The 17,559-nt window shown below is 71.3% G+C and carries 14 protein-coding genes and 1 tRNA gene; 8 read left to right on the top strand and 7 right to left on the bottom strand.

Annotation, left to right across the window (positions count from 1 at the left end):
• Positions 1–5 precede the first annotated feature (5 nt).
• The 3 genes from ABD932_RS01810 to ABD932_RS01800 are packed head-to-tail and all read right to left on the bottom strand — an operon-like array spanning position 6 to position 2,758.
• The gene (locus ABD932_RS01810) at positions 6–782 is read right to left on the bottom strand and encodes a glucose 1-dehydrogenase (protein WP_345008273.1); all 777 of its coding nucleotides are present in this window, start codon (positions 780–782) and stop codon (positions 6–8) included.
• 10 nt (positions 783–792) lie between these two features.
• On the bottom strand, positions 793–2,190 hold the full coding sequence (locus ABD932_RS01805) for a GntP family permease (protein WP_345008272.1): 1,398 nt from the start codon (positions 2,188–2,190) through the stop codon (positions 793–795).
• Positions 2,191–2,239: 49 nt separating this feature from the next.
• Positions 2,240–2,758 (bottom strand): gluconokinase, encoded by a 519-nt coding sequence (locus ABD932_RS01800; protein WP_345008271.1) that lies wholly within the window; start codon positions 2,756–2,758, stop codon positions 2,240–2,242.
• A 138-nt stretch (positions 2,759–2,896) separates the two neighbouring features.
• On the opposite strand from ABD932_RS01800, the gene ABD932_RS01795 reads away from it, so the two are divergent.
• Genes ABD932_RS01795 through ABD932_RS01785 form a run of 3 tightly spaced genes read left to right on the top strand, consistent with a single transcriptional unit; the run spans position 2,897 to position 3,954 of the window.
• Complete coding sequence (locus tag ABD932_RS01795) at positions 2,897–3,598, top strand: FadR/GntR family transcriptional regulator (protein WP_345008270.1); 702 nt, start codon at positions 2,897–2,899, stop codon at positions 3,596–3,598.
• A complete protein-coding gene (locus ABD932_RS01790) occupies positions 3,595–3,750 on the top strand; it encodes a hypothetical protein (protein ID WP_345008269.1) in 156 nt (51 codons plus the stop codon). The genes ABD932_RS01795 and ABD932_RS01790 overlap by 4 nt, the downstream gene beginning before the upstream one ends.
• 51 nt (positions 3,751–3,801) lie before the next feature.
• On the top strand, positions 3,802–3,954 hold the full coding sequence (locus tag ABD932_RS01785; RefSeq protein WP_345008268.1) for a hypothetical protein: 153 nt from the start codon (positions 3,802–3,804) through the stop codon (positions 3,952–3,954).
• Positions 3,955–3,958: 4 nt separating this feature from the next.
• Here ABD932_RS01785 and ABD932_RS01780 read toward each other — a convergent pair whose 3' ends face one another.
• Positions 3,959–4,366 carry a YchJ family protein gene (locus ABD932_RS01780; protein ID WP_345008267.1) on the bottom strand — a complete coding sequence of 136 codons (408 nt, stop codon included), beginning with the start codon at positions 4,364–4,366 and terminating at the stop codon, positions 3,959–3,961.
• A gap of 182 nt (positions 4,367–4,548) precedes the next feature.
• Here ABD932_RS01780 and ABD932_RS01775 point away from each other — a divergent pair, with 182 nt between their 5' ends.
• From ABD932_RS01775 to ABD932_RS01765, 3 genes are read left to right on the top strand one after another with little or no spacing between them, the layout of a single operon-like run.
• Positions 4,549–5,079 (top strand): hypothetical protein, encoded by a 531-nt coding sequence (locus tag ABD932_RS01775; protein WP_345008266.1) that lies wholly within the window; start codon positions 4,549–4,551, stop codon positions 5,077–5,079.
• 2 nt (positions 5,080–5,081) lie between these two features.
• Positions 5,082–9,080: an nSTAND1 domain-containing NTPase gene (locus ABD932_RS01770; protein ID WP_345008265.1), complete on the top strand. Its 3,999-nt coding sequence runs from the start codon at positions 5,082–5,084 to the stop codon at positions 9,078–9,080.
• 1 nt (position 9,081) lies between these two features.
• Positions 9,082–9,975: a DUF4231 domain-containing protein gene (locus ABD932_RS01765; RefSeq protein ID WP_345008264.1), complete on the top strand. Its 894-nt coding sequence runs from the start codon at positions 9,082–9,084 to the stop codon at positions 9,973–9,975.
• A gap of 6 nt (positions 9,976–9,981) precedes the next feature.
• On the opposite strand, the gene ABD932_RS01760 is transcribed toward ABD932_RS01765, so the two are convergent.
• From ABD932_RS01760 to ABD932_RS01750, 3 genes are all read right to left on the bottom strand, one after another.
• Positions 9,982–11,325 (bottom strand): M1 family metallopeptidase, encoded by a 1,344-nt coding sequence (locus ABD932_RS01760; RefSeq protein WP_345008263.1) that lies wholly within the window; start codon positions 11,323–11,325, stop codon positions 9,982–9,984.
• A gap of 77 nt (positions 11,326–11,402) precedes the next feature.
• Positions 11,403–15,269, bottom strand: coding sequence for a Pls/PosA family non-ribosomal peptide synthetase (locus ABD932_RS01755; protein WP_345008262.1), 3,867 nt, complete (start codon positions 15,267–15,269; stop codon positions 11,403–11,405).
• Positions 15,270–15,537: 268 nt separating this feature from the next.
• Positions 15,538–15,622: transfer RNA gene (locus tag ABD932_RS01750), tRNA-Leu, on the bottom strand.
• 189 nt (positions 15,623–15,811) lie between these two features.
• Between ABD932_RS01750 and ABD932_RS01745 the strand changes: the two genes are divergently transcribed.
• Both ABD932_RS01745 and chpH read left to right on the top strand, forming a co-directional pair.
• Entirely contained in the window at positions 15,812–17,137 is a 1,326-nt protein-coding gene (locus ABD932_RS01745; protein ID WP_345008261.1) for a M20/M25/M40 family metallo-hydrolase, read from the top strand.
• A gap of 157 nt (positions 17,138–17,294) precedes the next feature.
• Entirely contained in the window at positions 17,295–17,528 is a 234-nt protein-coding gene (chpH, locus tag ABD932_RS01740; protein WP_345008260.1) for a chaplin ChpH, read from the top strand.
• Positions 17,529–17,559: the final 31 nt, after the last annotated feature.

The following is a 17,559-nucleotide window of genomic DNA, read 5'->3' as shown; positions in this document are numbered from 1 at the left end:
CTCCTTCACAGCACGCTCGTCATGCCGCCGTCGACGTACAGCACCTGCCCGCTGATGAAGTCCGCGGCAGGGGAGGCGAGGAACAGCACCCCGCCCACCAGGTCCTCCGTGCGGCCCCAGCGCCCGGCCGGGGTGCGTCGCCGCACCCACGCGCTGAACTCCTCGTCCTGGACGAGGGCTTGGGTGAGCTCGGTCTCGATGTAGCCGGGGCCCAGGCCGTTGACCTGGACGCCGTACGGCCCCCAGTCCGCGCACATGCCCTTGGTGAGCATCTTCAGCGCGCCCTTGGTGGCGGCGTAGGGCGCGATACCGGGGCGGACCACCTCGCTCTGCAGCGAGCAGATGTTGACGATCTTCCCGTGGCCGCGTTCCGTCATCCGCCGGGCCGCCTCCCGGCCGACCAGGAAGGCACTGGTCAGGTTGGTGTCCAGGATGCGGTGCCAGTCGGAGTCGGTGAACTCCAGGAGCGGGGCGCGCAGTTGCATGCCCGCGTTGTTGACCAGGATGTCGAGCGGGCCCACCCGCTCCTCGACGTCCGCGATCCCGGCGGCCACCGAGGCGCCGTCGGTCACGTCGAACACGGCCGTGTGGACGTTCCCGGACAGCTCGGCGGCGCCCAGTTCGGCGGCGGCCTTGGTGAGCCGTTCGCCGTCCCGTCCGTTGAGGACCACCGTGCAGCCGGCCTGCGCGAGGCCTCGGGCCAGGGCCAGTCCGATGCCCCGGCTGGAGCCGGTGACCAGGGCCGTGCGGCCGCTGATGTCGAAGAGAGGGTGAGTCGTCATCGTCGTGCCCCTAAATGATCAGCGAGAGCAGGAGGACCACACCGCCGGCGACCACCGAGATGATCGTCTCCATGACGGACCAGGTCTTGATGGTCTGGCCGACGTTCAGGCCGAAGTACTCCTTGACCAGCCAGAACCCGGCGTCGTTGACATGGCTGAAGAAGAGCGAGCCGGCGCCGATGGCGAGGACCAGCAGGGCCGCGTGGGTCGTCGACATGTCGGCGGCCAGCGGGGCCACCAGCCCCGCGGCCGAGACCGTCGCCACCGTCGCCGAACCGGTGGCGAGCCGGATCGCCACCGCGATCAGCCAGGCCAGCAGCAGCGCCGGGATCGACCAGTCCTCGGAGATGTCGAGGACCATCTGGCCCACGCCGGTGTCGATCAGTGTCTGCTTGAAGCCACCGCCCGCGCCGACGATCAGCAGGATGCCCGCGATGGGCGCGAGGCTCTTCTCGACCAGCGGCGAGACGCGCTCCTTGCTGAACCCGGCCGGCCTGAGCAGGGTGAAGATGCCCACGAGCACGGAGGCGAGCAGCGCGATCAGCGGCGAGCCGATGACGTCGAACACGCGCTGCACGGTGTTCTCGGGGTCGTCGATCACGATGTCGACCAGCGCCTTGGAGAGCATCAGGACGACCGGCAGCAGGATGGTCGCCAGCGTGGCGCCGAAGCCGGGACGCTTGTCCAGATCCTCCGAAGCGCGCTGGGGGATCATGCGGTCCGGGGCCGGGACGTCCACCCAGCGGGCCGCGTACCGGGAGAACAGCGGACCGGCGATGATCACCGTCGGTATGGCGACGAGGACGCCCAGCGCCAGCGTCACGCCCAGGTTGGCCCCCACCGCGTCGATCGCGACCAGCGGGCCGGGGTGCGGCGGGACCAGTCCGTGCATCACGGACAGGCCGGCGAGAGCGGGGATGCCGATGCGCATCAGCGAGTAGTTGCCGCGCTTGGCGACCATCAGGACGACCGGGATCAGCAGGACGACGCCGACCTCGAAGAACAGGGGCAGACCGATCACCGAGGCGATCAGCACCATCGCCCACGGCATCGAACGGCCGCCCGCCTTGGCGAGGATCGTGTCGACGATCTGGTCGGCGCCGCCGGAGTCGGCGAGCATCTTGCCGAGGATCGCGCCCAGGGCGATGAGCACGCCCACGCCGGCGACGGTGGTGCCGAGCCCGGTGGTGAAACTGGCGATCGCCTTGTCGAGCGGCGCCCCGGCGATCGCGCCGAGTGCCAGTGACCCGAGGGTCAGGGACAGGAAGGCGTGCAGCTTGAACTGGGTGATGAGCAGGACGATGACGGCGATGCCCGCCAGGACGGCGATGCCCAGCTGAGCGTGGCCGGCCGAGGTGATGGGCTCGACGGTGTCCGCTGCCAGCATCTCGACGCTGAGTCTGGTCACGGGGGTGGATTCCCTTGCAGATACGGGGGTGGAGGAGGAGTGCGGGGGGTTAGGGGGTCGGCTCGGGGAGCGCCGTCAGGGCCGACACGGCCCGTTCGGTGATCTCCTCGGGGCTGCCGGACACGTCCACGACGACTCCGGCCTCGTCCGCCTGGAGCGGCTGGAGCGTGGCGAACTGGGAGTCGAGGAGCGCCGTGGGCATGAAGTGCCCCTGCCGGTGCGACATCCGGTCCTCGATGAGCGCGCGGTCGCCCGCGAGGTGCACGAACACCAGGTCGGGCGCGGCGGCCCGCAGCCGGTCCCGGTACGACCGCTTCAGCGCCGAGCAGCTGACCACCCCGCCGAGCCCGGCCCGCCCGTGCGCCCAGGTGCCGATGGCATCGAGCCAGGGCCACCTGTCGTCGTCGCCGAGCGGGGTACCGGCCGACATCTTGGCGATGTTGGCCGGCGGGTGGAAGTCGTCGCCCTCGGCGTACGGAACGCCGAGCCGGGCCGCGAGCAGGGGACCGATGGTGGTCTTCCCGGTGCCCGCGACGCCCATGACCACGACGACATGGGGGGTACTCATCGCTGCCTCACTGTCTGAATGTCCTCGTCGACACGTGATGTCGACGCCACTGAAACCCATTAGGTACGACGAATTCAAGACCCTGTGATGAATAAGTCTGACTTTTTGAGACCGTGATCCACCCCGTACGCTGAGTACATGACCACTCCGGGCCGGGGTCTGCACGGCCATGTACTGGAAACCCTCGGCCCCGCGATCACCGCGGGCGAGTACCCGCCGGGCAGCGTCCTGCGCACCGACGAACTGGCGCAGCGCTTCGACGTGTCGCGCTCGGTGATGCGCGAGGCGGTCCGGGTCCTGGAGTCCATGCACCTGGTCGAGTCCCGCCGCCGCGTGGGCGTGACGGTCCGCCCCAAGTCCGAGTGGAACGTCTACGACCCCCAGGTCATCCGCTGGCGACTGGCCGGCGCCGACCGCCCCCAGCAGCTGCGCTCACTGACCGTGCTGCGCTCGGCGATCGAGCCGGCGGCGGCCGCCCTGGCCGCCAAGAACGCCACCGCCGAGCAGTGCGCCGAACTCACCGAGTGCGCCCTCGGCATGGTCGCCCACTCCCGCGGCCACCAGCTCGCGGGCTACCTCGTCCACGACGTCGCCTTCCACCGCGCGATCCTGAACGCCTCCGGCAACGAGATGTTCGCCCGCCTCGGCGACGTCGTCGCCGAGGTCCTCGCGGGCCGCACCCACCACGAGGTCATGTTCGAGGACCCCGACCCGGCCGCGGTCACCCTCCACGTCCAGGTCGCGGAGGCGGTCCGCGCGGGCGACGCGGCCCGGGCGGAACACCTCACCCGCGAGATCACGGTGGGCGCGCTCCAGGAACTGGACATCCTGGCGCCATGACCGAAGCGCGCCGACGCCTGGGCCTCGACCGGATCATGCAGCCGCTGAAGGTGAACATGCCCGAGGCCGGGGATTTCGGCTTCGAGGCCATCAGGCGCCTGGGCAACCCGGTGCCGATGCTGGTGCAGAACGGCGGCGCAAGGCCGTTGTAACTGTGGCTGGAGCCCTTCGGTCAGGACTACTGGCTCGAGCCCGGGGAGACCGTGTACGTCACCTCGTACGGCACATGGAACGACCACCCGTTCGAGACGGTCCACGAGCCCGACTGCCTGACCATCTGGGCGACGTCCTTCTTCGCCACGGTCTCCGACCGCGACGGCAACGAGTTCCCGCCGGGACGCAGGAACCCGACCTAGGCGATCACTCCAGGAACTCCCCGTCGACGTACACCCACGCCCCGTCGACCCGCTCGAACCGGCTCCGCTCATGCAGCGACCCGCCCCGGAACGAGGCCCGGAAGGTCACGGTCCCGGTGGCATGGAACGCCGACCCGTCCGTCGTCCCCAGGATCTCCAGCCCGGTCCACCGCATCCCCGGATCGAGATCCAGCCGCGCGGGCCGCGTCCGCGGATGCCAGGTCCGCAGCAGGTACGCCACATCTCCCTTGACGAACGCGCTGTACCGCGACCGCATGAGCGCCTCGGCGGTCGGCGCGGCGGCGCTCCCGGTGTGGCAGCGGCCGCAGCAGTCGTCGTACGGCTGCGGGAGCCCGCAAGGGCAGGCGGTGTTCGTGGGGCGCTGCTGGGAACGCGAGGTGCGGCGAGACATGGACACCATTATGCGTCACTCCCGTCCCGTAATTGAGAACGTTAATTCCGGGTTGACGCAGAATATGCTGGACGAGTAGCCTCGGCTCCCCCGAATTGTTCCATTCGACTTGCATGCATCCTTGATTCGCACGCGAAGTCGAATTCTGGAACCTCACTCTTTTCTGCCCGAAAGGAATGCCGTTGTTAATCAATCATGCCTGGACGCGAGGGCGTGCCCTGATCGCGTTACTGGTGGTGGCGCTCATCGGCGCTCTGGTGCTGGCGGGCGCCACGGACGCCTTCGCGAAACGGAAGAAGCCAAAGAAGAACATTTCGCTGGCCGCCTTCGCGGGCGACTACGAACACCCGCGGAAATTCTCCTGTTCGTATCTGGAGAAAGTCGACCGAATTGTGGTCGAGGATTGGGTCTGCTCGGCAGGACCCGGCGGTACGGCGATCCTCTTCAGTCAATTGCTGACCCGGGGAGGCAACTCGGGATACTGGTGGGAGGACGAGGGCTGGAAGTACCTTGCCGCGCCCAAGCGTTTCTCCTGCGAGGTGCTGCCCGACGACGCCGCCAGGACCATCGAGAACTACCGGTGCGCCTACAAGGAGCGGGGCACGACCTACAAGGTGCCGCTGAAGAACACCAACCTCGCCACCTCGGACCAGGGCGAGAAGTGGTACCTGCAGCGCATCGACTACCCGCCGTCGCCCACCCCGACGCCCTGAAGATGCCCCACCTCTTCATCAGCCACAGCAGCCGGGACCGAGCCGTGGCCCAGCGCGTCGCCGACTGGCTCAAGTCGGTCGGGTTCGAGAGCCTGTTCCTCGATGTCGACCCCAATGCGGGTATTCCCGCCGGGCAGCGCTGGGAGGCGGAGCTCTACACGCAGCTGCACCGGGCCGACGCGGTGATCTACCTGGCGAGCGCGGCGTCACGGGAGTCGCACTGGTGCTTCGCCGAGCTGACCCACGCGCGACGGGCCAAGCGGCCGGTCGTTCCCGTACGGCTCGACGACGCGCCCCGCCCCGGCATCCTGGGCGATGTCCAATGGGTGGACCTGCGGGACGGCGAACGGGCCTACGGCCGGATCCTCGAGGGACTGCGGCTCGCCGGCATCACCTCCGAGGGCTCCTTCGCCCGGGACCCGGTCCGACCGCCCTATCCGGGGCTCGAACCGTTCTCGACGCAGGACGCGGCGGTGTTCTTCGGGCGCGACCGCGACATCGAGCGGCTCCTCGAGGCACTGGACCCCGTGATGCGGTACGACGGCGGCCGGTTCGTGGCCGTCGTCGGCCCCTCGGGCAGCGGCAAGTCCTCGCTGCTGCGCGCGGGCGTCCTGCCCCGGCTGCTGCGCCAACGGCACCGATGGGTGGTGCTGCCGCCCTTTCGGCCCGGCAGGCAACCCACGGCCAATCTGGTTTCGGCCCTGGAACGCGCCTTCGCCGACCAGGGAGACCCGCAGACGTACGACGAACTGCGGCGGGCCCTCGCCGACGGCTCGGCGGGCCTCGTCCGGCTCGCGGCCCGGCTCGCCCGCTCCCCAAGGGTGGACGGCGAGTCCCGCATGGTCCTCGTGGTCGTCGACCAGGCGGAGGAACTGGTCGGCCTGACCGGCGTCGCGGAACAGCGCTCCTTCCTGGGGCTCCTGCGTGCCGGGCTCGGCCCGGACAGCCCTCTGTGGGTGCTGGCCACGGTGCGGTCGGAGTTCCTGACCACGAGCCCGGAGCGCGCGGGACTCGCCGACGCCATCGACGATTCCGTGCTGATCCAGTCGATCGGCCCGGACCGGCTGCCGGAGGTCATCGAACGCCCCGCCCAGCAGGCCGCGTTGACCTTCGAAGCGGGTCTCGTCACCCGCATGGTGAACGAGACCGCGGGGGGCGACGCCCTGCCCCTCCTGGCCTACACCCTGCGCGAGCTCTATCTGCGCGCCGCCGCCACGGGCACCGTCACCCGCGCCCACTACGAGCAACTCGACGGGGTCGTGGGCGCGTTGCGCGGCCGGGCCGACCGGATCCGTGCGGAACTGCAGGTGCGCGGCGTGGGTGGCGGTGTGCTGCCGACCCTCCTGAAGTTCGCCGCGGTGGAGGGCGACCGGCCGCCCACCGGCCGACGGGTGGCGTACGCCGAACTGGGCGCGGACGAACGGCGCGTGGCCGACGCCTTCGTCGAGGCCCGGCTGCTCGTGCGCACCGGCGAGGCCGGCACGGGCACCACGGTCGAGGTCGCCCACGAAGCCCTGCTGCGCCAGTGGGAGCCGCTGCGTGAGCGCATCGAGGAGTCCAGGAACCTGCTGCGACTGCGTTCCGACCTGGAGCGGCTGGCCGCCGACTGGGAGCGCGGCGAACAGGACCGGGCCTACCTCCTGCGCGGGGCCAGGCTCGAGGCCTTCGAGGACTGGGCCGGCCGGCACCCCGGCGAACTCGGCCCGGCGGAACGGCAGTTCCTAGCCGCGAGCCGCGCCCAGGCCAGGAGCGAACTCGACGCGGCGAGGCGCTCCAACCGACGCCTGCGCGGACTCGCCGCCGGACTGAGCCTGCTGCTGGTCCTGACCGTGCTCGCCACCGGGCTCGCCTACGTCAGCAACGCACGCGCCCAGTCCCGTGCCCGGCTGGCCCTCGCGGGCAGACTCGGCGCGGAGTCGGACCGCCTGGCCGGGAGCCGCCCGGACGTGGCGGTCCTGGTGGGCCTGCAGAGCCTCAGCGTGGCCCACGGAGACCACCCGGAGCCGCAGCCGCCGTCCGGGCTGATCACCGGACTCTCCCGGATCACACACCCGTCGACCCTGCTCGCCCATCCCGACCAGGTCCAGAGCGCGGCCTTCAGCCCGGACGGGCGGCTGCTCGCCACCTGCGGCTGGGACCGGACCGTACGCCTGTGGAACGCGACGACCGGTGCGCCCGTCGGCAAGCCCCTGGCCGGACATCAGGCGGCGGTGACCGAGGTGGAGTTCGACCCCGCGGGCAGGTTGCTCGCGGCAGGCGCCATGGACGGCACCGTCCGGCTGTGGGACGCGGCGACACGAAGGCAGACCGCGGTGCTCCGGGGACACACCGAAATGGTGCACGACCTGGCCTTCGACCCGGCCGGCCGCACTCTGGCCACCGCGAGCCTCGACGGCACCGTTCGCCTCTGGGACGTACGGCGATCGCGTCTGCGCACCGTCGTGAAGGGCCACCAGGACGCCGTCACCGGCGTCGCCTTCAGCCCCAACGGCCGTCAACTCGCCACCTCCAGTTGGGACATGACCGCACGTCTGTGGAGCCTGGGGCCCGGCGCGCCGCGCGAGGTGCGGACGTTCAAGGGCCACAGCGACTGGCTGCGACGGGTGGTGTACAGCCCCGACGGACGGAGCATCGCCACCGCCGGCGCCGACGGTACGGCCCGCGTGTGGGACGTCGCCACGGGGAAGCCCCGGGACTGGAACGTCGACGCCCATGGCCGTGACATCTGGTCGGTCGCCTTCAGCCCGGACGGCAGCCTGCTCGCCACCGCGGGCGACGACGGGGCGGCCCGACTGTACGACGCGCGCACCGGGGAGCAGCAGGGCCTGCCGCTGGTCGGGCACACCAACCTCGTCAACCAGGTCGTGTTCAGCGCCGACGGCAAGCGGCTCGTCACGACCAGCTGGGACCGCACGGCCCGGCTCTGGCAGGTCGCCCGGACCCACTCGGTCAGCAGGCCGCTCGTCGGCCACGACGGCGACGTCAACGGCGTCGACTTCGCCCCCGACGGCCGGCTCCTTGCCACCGCGGGGCAGGACGGGACCGCCCGCCTGTGGCGCCTCGGCCCGGGCACGCCCGCCACCCGGGTGCTGCGCGGCCACGACGGGGCGGTGTACCGGGCGGTGTTCAGCCCCGACGGCGGCAACTTCGCCCCCGACGGCGAGGAGGACGCCGTACGCCTGTGGGACCTGCGCACCGACCCGCCGCGGCCGCTGCGGACGCTGACCGGCTCCCACGGCGGTGTCCAGGACGTGGCGTTCAGCCCCGACGGCAGACTGCTGGCCGCGGCCGACGGGGACGCCGAGGTACGGCTGTGGTCGGTGGACGGCGGCCGGGCCCTGGGCGCCCTGCCGGACGGACACGGCGAACTGGTGAACGGCGTCGCGTTCAGCCCCGACGGGCGACTGCTGGCAACTGTGAGCGACGACCAGACCGTGCTGTTGTGGGACGTCGACCGGCGCAGGCGCGTCGGAAAGCCGCTCAAGGGACACACGAACGCCGTGCAGGAAGTGGCGTTCAGCCGGGACGGAAGGCTGCTCGCGACCGCGAGCCTCGACCACACCGTGCGCGTGTGGGACGTCGCGGCCCGCCGGCAGCGCGGCGCACCCCTCACCGGGTTCACCGCCGGCGTCGAGGACGTCGCCTTCAGCCCCGACGGGCGTCTCGTCGCCGGCGCCGGGGACGACGGCACCGTACGGACGTGGCAGGTGCGCACGGGCCGGCCTGCCGGACTCGTCCTCACCGGCCATCGGGGCGAGATCTACGCCGTCGCCTTCGGTCCCGGCGGTCGGTCGATCGCCTCCGCCGGCGCCGACGACACCGCCCGCGTCTGGGAGCGGGGCTTCACGTCCTGGGTGGAGTACGGCTGCCGACTGGTCAACCGCAACCTCACCGCGGCGGAGTGGCAGCAGTACGTACCGGGCCGCCGCTACGAACGCACGTGCCCGAATCTGCCGTCCGGAGCCGGTGCCCCGGCCGACGCTCCCGCCGCGAGGTACTGACATGGCGACCGAGCGGGCGGCGGACGCCGTGGCCCGACGGGCCTGGGACCAGCAGAGCGTCTGGTCCCAGGCGGCCGGCCGGGCGAAGGCCACCATCGAGCGGTCCCGCACATGGAGCCTGGTCCTTGGGCTCACGGCCGCCGCTCTCGGCACGGCCGCGTCCCAGACGATGGCCGCCCACGCGACGCTCGGCAAGGCGCTGGCCTTCGCCGCCGCGGCCACCACCGGCCTGGTACCGCTCCTCGCCCGGCACGCGGGACCCGCGGCCGTGCGCGACTGGACCGGACTGCGGGTGACCAGCGAGGCCATGAAGAGCGAGATACACATGTGGCTGGCTGGAGTGACGCCGTACCGCGGGCCCGACGCCCGCCGCGTTCTGCAGCAACGCCTGAAGGCCCTGCGGGAGGACGCGGCCCACCTCATCCCGCGTACCGTCGGCATCACTCCGGTCGCACGACGGCTCCCCGCCGTGTCGGACGTCGACACGTACGTCGAGCACTGCCTGCGCCCCCAGATCAGCGGCTACTACCTGGCCCGGGCCCGCACGATGGGCCGTCGCCTCGCGCTGGTCCGCCGGATCGAACTCGCGCTGGGCACCGCCGGGGTCCTGCTGGGCGCCCTGGCCGGTGCGTTCGGTGTGGAGCACGCGGCCGCCTGGGTGGCCGTCGCCACCACCGCGGGCGCCGCGGTCAGCGCGCACGGCATGACCGCCAACTACGCCTATCAGCAGGCTCAGTTCGCCGCCACTGCCGACGACCTGGCGGACGCCGTCGAGCGACGCGGCGAGTCCGGCGACCGCGCCGACCCGGCCGCCGAGGACGCCTTCGTCGCCGGCTGCGAGCGGGTGATCTCCGCGCTCAACGATGGCTGGATGATGAAGTGGACCTCGGAGTAGCCCGCTCTAGACGGCCGCTCGCGTCTGCGCCCCGGGCAAGGGCGGCAGCGCCGCCCCGTACACCCACGCCTCGAACAGCTCGTCCACCGGCTCGCTCGTGAAGCGGGCCACGTGTCCGGCGAACGCCTTGGTCGTCACCGTGCCGTTGCGGTTCAGCTGCCCCCAACCGCGCAGCATCCGGAAGAAGGCGATGTCGCCCAGCGCGCAGCGCACTGCGTGCAGGACCAACCCGCCACGCTCGTACAGCCGGTCGTCGAACATCGACTTGCGCCCCGGATCCGCCAGCCGCAGATCCTGCGGCAGCGACGACAGCAACCGGTGTGCGGCGGCGGCGAGTTGCTGGGCCGTACGCCCACCCGACCGCTCCGACCACAACCACTCCGCGTACTTCGCGAATCCCTCGTTCAGCCAGATGTGCCGCCAGTCCGCGATGGACACGCTGTTGCCGAACCACTGGTGCGCCAGCTCGTGCGCGACCAGCCGCTCCGAACCGCGCGCCCCGTCCACGTGGTTGGCGCCGAACAGCGACAACCCCTGTGCCTCGACGGGCACATCGAGCTCCTCCTCGGTCACCACGACCGCGTACTCGTCGAACGGGTAGGGGCCGAACAGCTCCTGGAAGACCTCCATCATCTGCGGCTGGCGGGCGAAGTCCCGCGAGAAGTCGCCGAGCAGATGCGCGGGAATGTGCCCGTGCTGCGGTACGCCGCCCAGTCCCGGGTCGCCCAGCAGCACGGTCTGGTACTTGCCGATCGACAGCCCGACCAGATAGCTGGACGTCGGCGCCGACTGCTCGTACACCCAGGTGGTCGTGGACGCCTTCGTCGTCCGCGTCAGCAGGCGCCCGCCCGCCACCACCGCGTACGACGAGGGCGTGGTGATCGAGATCTGGTACGACGCCTTGTCCGCGGGTCGGTCGTTGCACGGATACCAGGACGGCGCGCCGATCGGCTGGCTCGCCACCAGCGCCCCGTCCTCCAGCTCCTCCCAACCGAGCCCGCCCCAGGGGCTGTTCACCGGCCTGGGGTTGCCCGACCAGTGCACCTCGACCGTGAAGGCCGCCCCGGCGCGGATCGGCTTGGCGGGGCGGACGCGCAGCCTGCCGCCGCGGTGCGTGTAGTGCGGCTGCCGTCCGTCGATGCGGACCCGCCCGATCTTGAAGTCGGCCAGGTTCAGCACGAACTCGGGGAGCGGCGAGCGCCCCGCGATCGCGTTGATCCGGGCCGTCCCCGACAGCCGGTTCGGGCCCGGGCGGTAGTCCAGCGCGAGTTCGTACCGGTGCACCCGGTACCGGGAGTCGCCGTGCTCCGGGAAGTACGGGTCCGCGCCCGCCGCCTGCTGAACTGCCACTGCTGTCTGTGCTCCCTGCGCCGTACCGCTGCCACTCCGTGCCGGCCCACCGTTCTCCGGCCCCGAGCGGGCCGCGCTCAGGGACGCCATGCCTCGATCGGATTGCCGAGCCAGCGGGTGTCGTCGGGGACCGACTCCGCCGCCATCACGAGCGACGCGGGACCCAGCGTCGTACGGGCCCCGATCGCGCTGCCGGGCAGAACGATCCCGCCAGGACCCAGCGTCGCGCCCTCACGGAGAACCACAGTATCCGTCCGCAAGATCCGGTCGTGGAAGAGGTGGGTCTGGAGCACACAGCCCCGGTTCACGGTGGACGAGTCCTCCAGGGTCACCAGATCGGTCTCCGGCAGCCAGTAGCTGTCGACCCACACGCCCTTGCCGATCCGCGCGCCGAGACCGCGCAGCCACGCCGTCATCACCGGCGTACCGGGCACCGAACCCGCCAGCCACGGCACCGCGAGCACCTCGACGAAGGTGTCGGCCAGCTCGTTGCGCCACACGAAGGAGGACCACAGCGGATGCTCCCCGCTGTGATGCCGCCCCACCAGCAGCCACTTCGCGACGATCGACACGAGCCCCGCCGCGGCCCCGGCTCCGAGCAGGACCAGCCCGGACAGCACCGGCGCCCAGCCCCCCAGCACACACAGCGCCGCCACGGTCAGCACCGCGATCCCCGCCGAGCAGAACACCGGCACGATCCGGCACAGCTCCACCAGCCCGCGCGCCCACAGCAGCCGGGCCGGCGGATCGTACGTCAGACTCTGATCGCCGTCGGCCGCGGCGCGCGGCAGCTTCACCGGCGGCAGCCCCAGATACGACGTGCCCTTCTTCGCGTTCTTCGGCGTCGCCGACAGCACGCCGACCAGCCCGCCGTCCGGCACGGTCCGCCCGGGCGCCGTCATCCCCGAGTTCCCGAGGAAGGCCCGCCGCCCGATCTCCGCCCGCCCGATCCGCATCCAGCCACCGCCGAGCTCGTACGGCGCGGTCAGCGTGTCGTCGGCCAGGAACGCGCCCTCGCCGACCGTGGTCAGGCTGGGCAGCGCCAGCACGGTCGACACCTCGGCGCCCTTGCCGATCCGCATCCCGAGCAGCCGCAGCCACACCGGCGTGACCAGCCCGGCGTACAGCGGGAACAGCGTCTCGCGCGAGCGGTCCATCAGCTGCGTCACGGTCCAGGCCTGCCAGCCGACACGGCTGTGCGTCGGATACGTCCCCTCGCGCAGCCCCAGACTCAGCAGCCGCACGGAGATCAGCAGCAGTACGGCGTACGCCAGCCCGAAGGCGAGCGTCGCCGGTACGAGGGCCAGCGCGGCGCCCGTCAGGGGCGCGTCCGGCGTGTAGAACACCTGGGCCACGAGGAACGCGGCCGCGCCCGCCAGCACGGGAAGCGCGGTCAGCGCGAAGCCGGTGAGGCCGTACATCACACGCCAGTACGTCCCGCGCCGCGGCCGCTCCTTGGGCCAGTTGCGCTTGGCCTTGCCGAGCTTGACGGCGGGCGCTCCGGCCCAGCGCTGGCCGGTCGGGACCTGCCCGGTGACCGCCGAGCCGGGGGCCACCTCGGCCCGCTTGCCGACGCGGGCGCCCGGGAAGAGCATGCTGCGGGTGCCGACGGTCGCGTGCGCGCCGACCTTGATCGCGCCGATCTCCAGCCGGTCACCGTCCAGCCAGTACCCGGACAGGTCGACCTCGGACTCCACGGCCGCGCCCCGGCCCAGCTTCAGCAGCCCGGTGACCGGCGGCAGCGAGTGCAGATCGACGTCCGGCCCGACCTTGGCGCCCAGCGCCCGCGCGTACCGCTCCAGCCACGCCCCGGTCAGCGAGGTCGCCCCGCTGAACTCGGCGAGCCGCTCGGCCGTCCACAGCCGCAGATGCACGCTGCCACCGCGCGCGTACCGCCCGGGCTTCACGCCCTTCAGCAGCAGCCGCGCGCCACCGGCGGCCAACGCGAGCCGCCCCGGCGGGCTGAACAGCACCACGGCTCCGACCGCGACGAGCCACCAGGGTGCCGTCGGCAGCCACGCGTAGGCGGGCAGCAGATTGCCGAGCGCGGCCAGCGCGACCGTCCAGCGCAGGCCCAGCAGCGTGAACAGCGGAACGAGGAGCAGCAGCTGAATCACCTGCGCACGCCGGGGCACCGGCTCGACGAACCTCTCCGCCCCGTCGTCGTGCGCGGACTCCTCCAGCAGCCGGGCCAGCTTGCGCAGCACCGGCTGCTGGTAGATGTCCAGGACGGCAGCGCTCGGATAGCGGGTCCGCAGTCGCGTCGTCAGCTGCGCGGCGGCCAGACTGCTGCCGCCGATCGCGAAGAACTCGTCGGAGGCGCCGGTGACCGGGATGCCGAGCACCTCGGTCCACTGCTCGGCGAGCCACGCCTCGGTGCCGTAGAGCTGCTCGGCCGGCCCACCGGTCTCCAGCCCGTCCAGCGGCCAGGGAAGCGCGTTGCGGTCCACCTTGCCCGACGTCCGGGTCGGCAGCTCGTCGACGGGCGCGAGCAGCGGCACGAGCGCGGCGGGCAGTTCCGCCCGCAGTTTCTCGACCGCCGCCGCCTGATCCCAGCCGTCCTGGGTGACGACGTACCCGACGAGCAGCTGATTGCCGCTGCGAGAGGTCCGCACGGCGGCGGCCGCACCGGCCACACCGGGCAGCGCCTGCAACGCGGCATCCACCTCGCCGAGCTCGATCCGTCGCCCGCCGAGCTTGATCTGCTCGTCGGCCCGCCCGAGGAAGATCAGCCCCTCGGGCTCCGCCTTGACCAGGTCACCACTGCGGTACGCCCGCTCCCAGCCCAGCGACTCCAGCGGCGCGTACTTCGCCGCGTCCTTCTCGGCATCGAGATACCGCGCGAGCCCGACCCCGCCGATCACCAGCTGCCCGCTGCCGCCCATCGGCACGGGCTCCCCGGCCTCGTCGACGACGGCCAGCTCCCAGCCGTCCAGCGGCAGCCCGATCCGGATCGGCTCCTCGCCGCCCATCAGCGAGGCACAGGCGACGACGGTCGCCTCGGTCGGCCCGTACGTGTTCCAGACCTCGCGCCCCTCGGTCACCAGCCGCTGCGCCAGCTCGGGCGGGCAGGCCTCACCACCGAAGATCAGCAGCCGTACGTCGTTGAGGGTCTCGGGCTCCCAGAGCGCGGCCAGCGTGGGCACGGTCGACACGACCGTGATCTCCTGCTCGACCAGCCAGGGCCCCAGATCGGCCCCGCTCCTGACCTGCGAACGCGGCACCGGCACCAGACAGGCCCCGTACCGCCACGCCAGCCACATCTCCTCGCAGGACGCGTCGAACGCCACCGACAGCCCCGCCATGACCCGGTCGCCGGGCCCGATCGGCTCCTCGGTGAGGAACAGCGCGGCCTCGGCGTCCACGAACGCGGCGGCACTGCGGTGCGAGACGGCGACGCCCTTCGGCTTCCCGGTGGAGCCGGACGTGAAGATGATCCACGCGTCGTGCTCGACACCGGGCCGCGCGGCGGGCACATCGCTGCGGCCGTTGACGACCAGCTCGTGCCCGGCCCCCACGACGGCCCGTACGTCCGCCTCCCCGAACACCAGCTCGGCCCGCTCGTCCGGGTCCTCGGCATCGACGGGAACATAGGCGGCACCGGCCGCGAGCACAGCAAGAATCGCGACATAGAGGTCATTGGTGCCGGACGGAACCCTGACCCCGACCCGATCACCGAGTCCGACCCCCGCCGCGGCCAGCCCGCGCCGCAGCCGCTCCACCTCGACGGCCAGCGCACGGTAGGTCAGACACGTCGTGCCGTCGTCCAGGGCGGGCTCGTCCGGATACGACCGCACGGACGCCTCGAAGACGTCGACGAGCGTGCGGGGGGAGGCCGCGGGGCCCCCGGAGAAGCGTGCCCTGTCACCGAACTGCTGATGGATCTCCGCGCTCAGCTCTTCGTCGAGCAGGCCGAGAGCACTGCTCTCGTGTATGGCTGCCATCCGGTCCTCGCGTCTCGATCCCGGAAGCTCCGGGGCGTCGGCGGGCCCGCAGGTCTGCCTGGGGTTGTCCGACCCGACTCCGTAACAAGCCGGAAATTTTAGTACGACGCTAGGTTCGCGCCTCTCGGTCCGCCACTCGGAGCAGTCGTTTCGGGGTGGCGCGGAGACGGGGGACAGGCCCTGACCTGGTGATCTTCGACGGAACGAGACTTCCCCCACACAACGAACAAGGGCCGTGACTCATGGTCACGGCCCCTGCTGTTTCGTGTGTCCGAGGGGGGACTTGAACCCCCACGCCCGATAAAGGGCACTAGCACCTCAAGCTAGCGCGTCTGCCATTCCGCCACCCGGACAAGGTGTCTGTCGTGCGGGGTTTCCCTCGCGGCGACAGAGGAAACATTACCAGGCTTCGGAGGGTGCCCCGATCACCCCCCGTCGTGGCGTGAACGGTGTGTGACGGGGTGCGGCCGGTCTTGGGCGGGGCCGGGCGGAGGGGGAGGATGAGGGGAACCACCAGCAGTGACAGCGCGGGAGGAAGCAGCGTGAGCGAGACGGACACGGCCAGGGGCGTCACCGGCGAGAACGAGGTCGTGGACCTCTGCCGCGAGCTGATCCAGATCGACACCAGCAACTACGGCGACCACTCGGGTCCCGGTGAGCGCAAGGCGGCCGAGTACGTCGCCGAGAAGCTCGCCGAAGTGGGCCTCGAACCGAAGATCTTCGAGTCGCACCCGGGCCGTGCCTCCACCGTGGCGCGGATCGAGGGAGAGGACCCGTCCCGGCCCGCGCTGCTCATCCACGGGCACACCGACGTCGTACCGGCCAACGCGGACGACTGGACCCACCACCCCTTCTCCGGCGAGGTCGCGGACGGGTGTGTGTGGGGACGCGGGGCCGTCGACATGAAGGACATGGACGCGATGACCCTGGCGGTCGTACGCGACCGGCTGCGCAGCGGACGCAGGCCGCCGCGCGACATCGTGCTCGCCTTCCTCGCCGACGAGGAGGCCGGCGGCAAGTACGGCGCCCGGTTCCTCGTCGACAAGCACCCCGACCTCTTCGAGGGCGTCACCGAGGCGATCAGTGAGGTGGGCGGATTCTCCTTCACGGTGAGTGAGGAGCGGCGGCTCTATCTGATCCAGACGGCCGAGAAGGGCATGCACTGGATGAAGCTGACCGTGGCCGGTACGGCCGGGCACGGGTCGATGATTCACCGCGACAACGCGATCACCGAGCTGTCGGAGGCCGTCGCGCGGCTGGGCCGGCACAAGTTCCCGGTGCGGGTCACCAAGACCACCCGGGCCTTCCTCGACGAGCTCGGCGACGCCCTCGGCACCGAACTCGACCCGGAGAACATGGAGGGCACCCTCGCCAAGCTCGGCGGCATCGCCAAGCTCATCGGCGCGACCCTCAGCAACACGGCCAACCCCACGCAGCTCGGCGCCGGCTACAAGGTCAACGTCATCCCGGGCGAGGCCACCGCGCACGTCGACGGCCGCTTCCTGCCCGGGTTCGAGGAGGAGTTCCTCGCCGACCTCGACCGGATCCTCGGGCCGAACGTGCGGCGCGAGGACGTGCACGCCGACAAGGCCGTCGAGACGGGCTTCGACGGGGCGCTCGTGGCGGCGATGCAGTCCGCCCTGGTGGCCGAGGACCCGGCGGCCAAGGCGATCCCCTACATGCTCTCCGGCGGGACCGACGCCAAGTCCTTCGACGACCTGGGCATCCGGGGCTTCGGCTTCGCGCCGCTGAAGCTGCCGCCGGAGCTGGACTTCGCGGGCATGTTCCACGGTGTCGACGAGCGGGTACCGGTGGAGGGGCTGCAATTCGGGGTGCGGGTCCTCGACCGATTCATCGATGCGTCCTGAATTGGACCACTGAAACGACACTTCAGAATTCGACCAGACGTGCTGGGCGTGGCTGGGGAGAGTGAACGCGCTCATAAGGTCGTAGCCCTATTAGTTCCTCCTCGTTACAGGTGATGCGATCAGCTACTTGTGATCGCATTGCCAACAAGGAGGAATAATGATCAAGAAGGTCGTCGCCGCTGCGGCTGCCACTGGTGGCCTGGTTCTCGCGGGCGCGGGCCTCGCTGTCGCCGACGCCGGTGCCCAGGGTGCCGCGGTGCACTCCCCGGGCATCCTGTCCGGCAACGTCGTTCAGGCGCCGATTCACGTCCCCGTGAACGTCTGCGGCAACACGATCTCGGTGGTCGGGCTGCTGAACCCCGCCTTCGGCAACACCTGCATCAACAAGTGACGTTGTGCCTCGCCCCGTGAATGGGGCTGAG

The organism is Streptomyces shaanxiensis (assembly GCF_039537145.1).
In the GTDB taxonomy this organism is placed as follows: domain Bacteria; phylum Actinomycetota; class Actinomycetes; order Streptomycetales; family Streptomycetaceae; genus Streptomyces; species Streptomyces shaanxiensis.
This window is presented reverse-complemented; position numbering and strand designations above follow the sequence as displayed.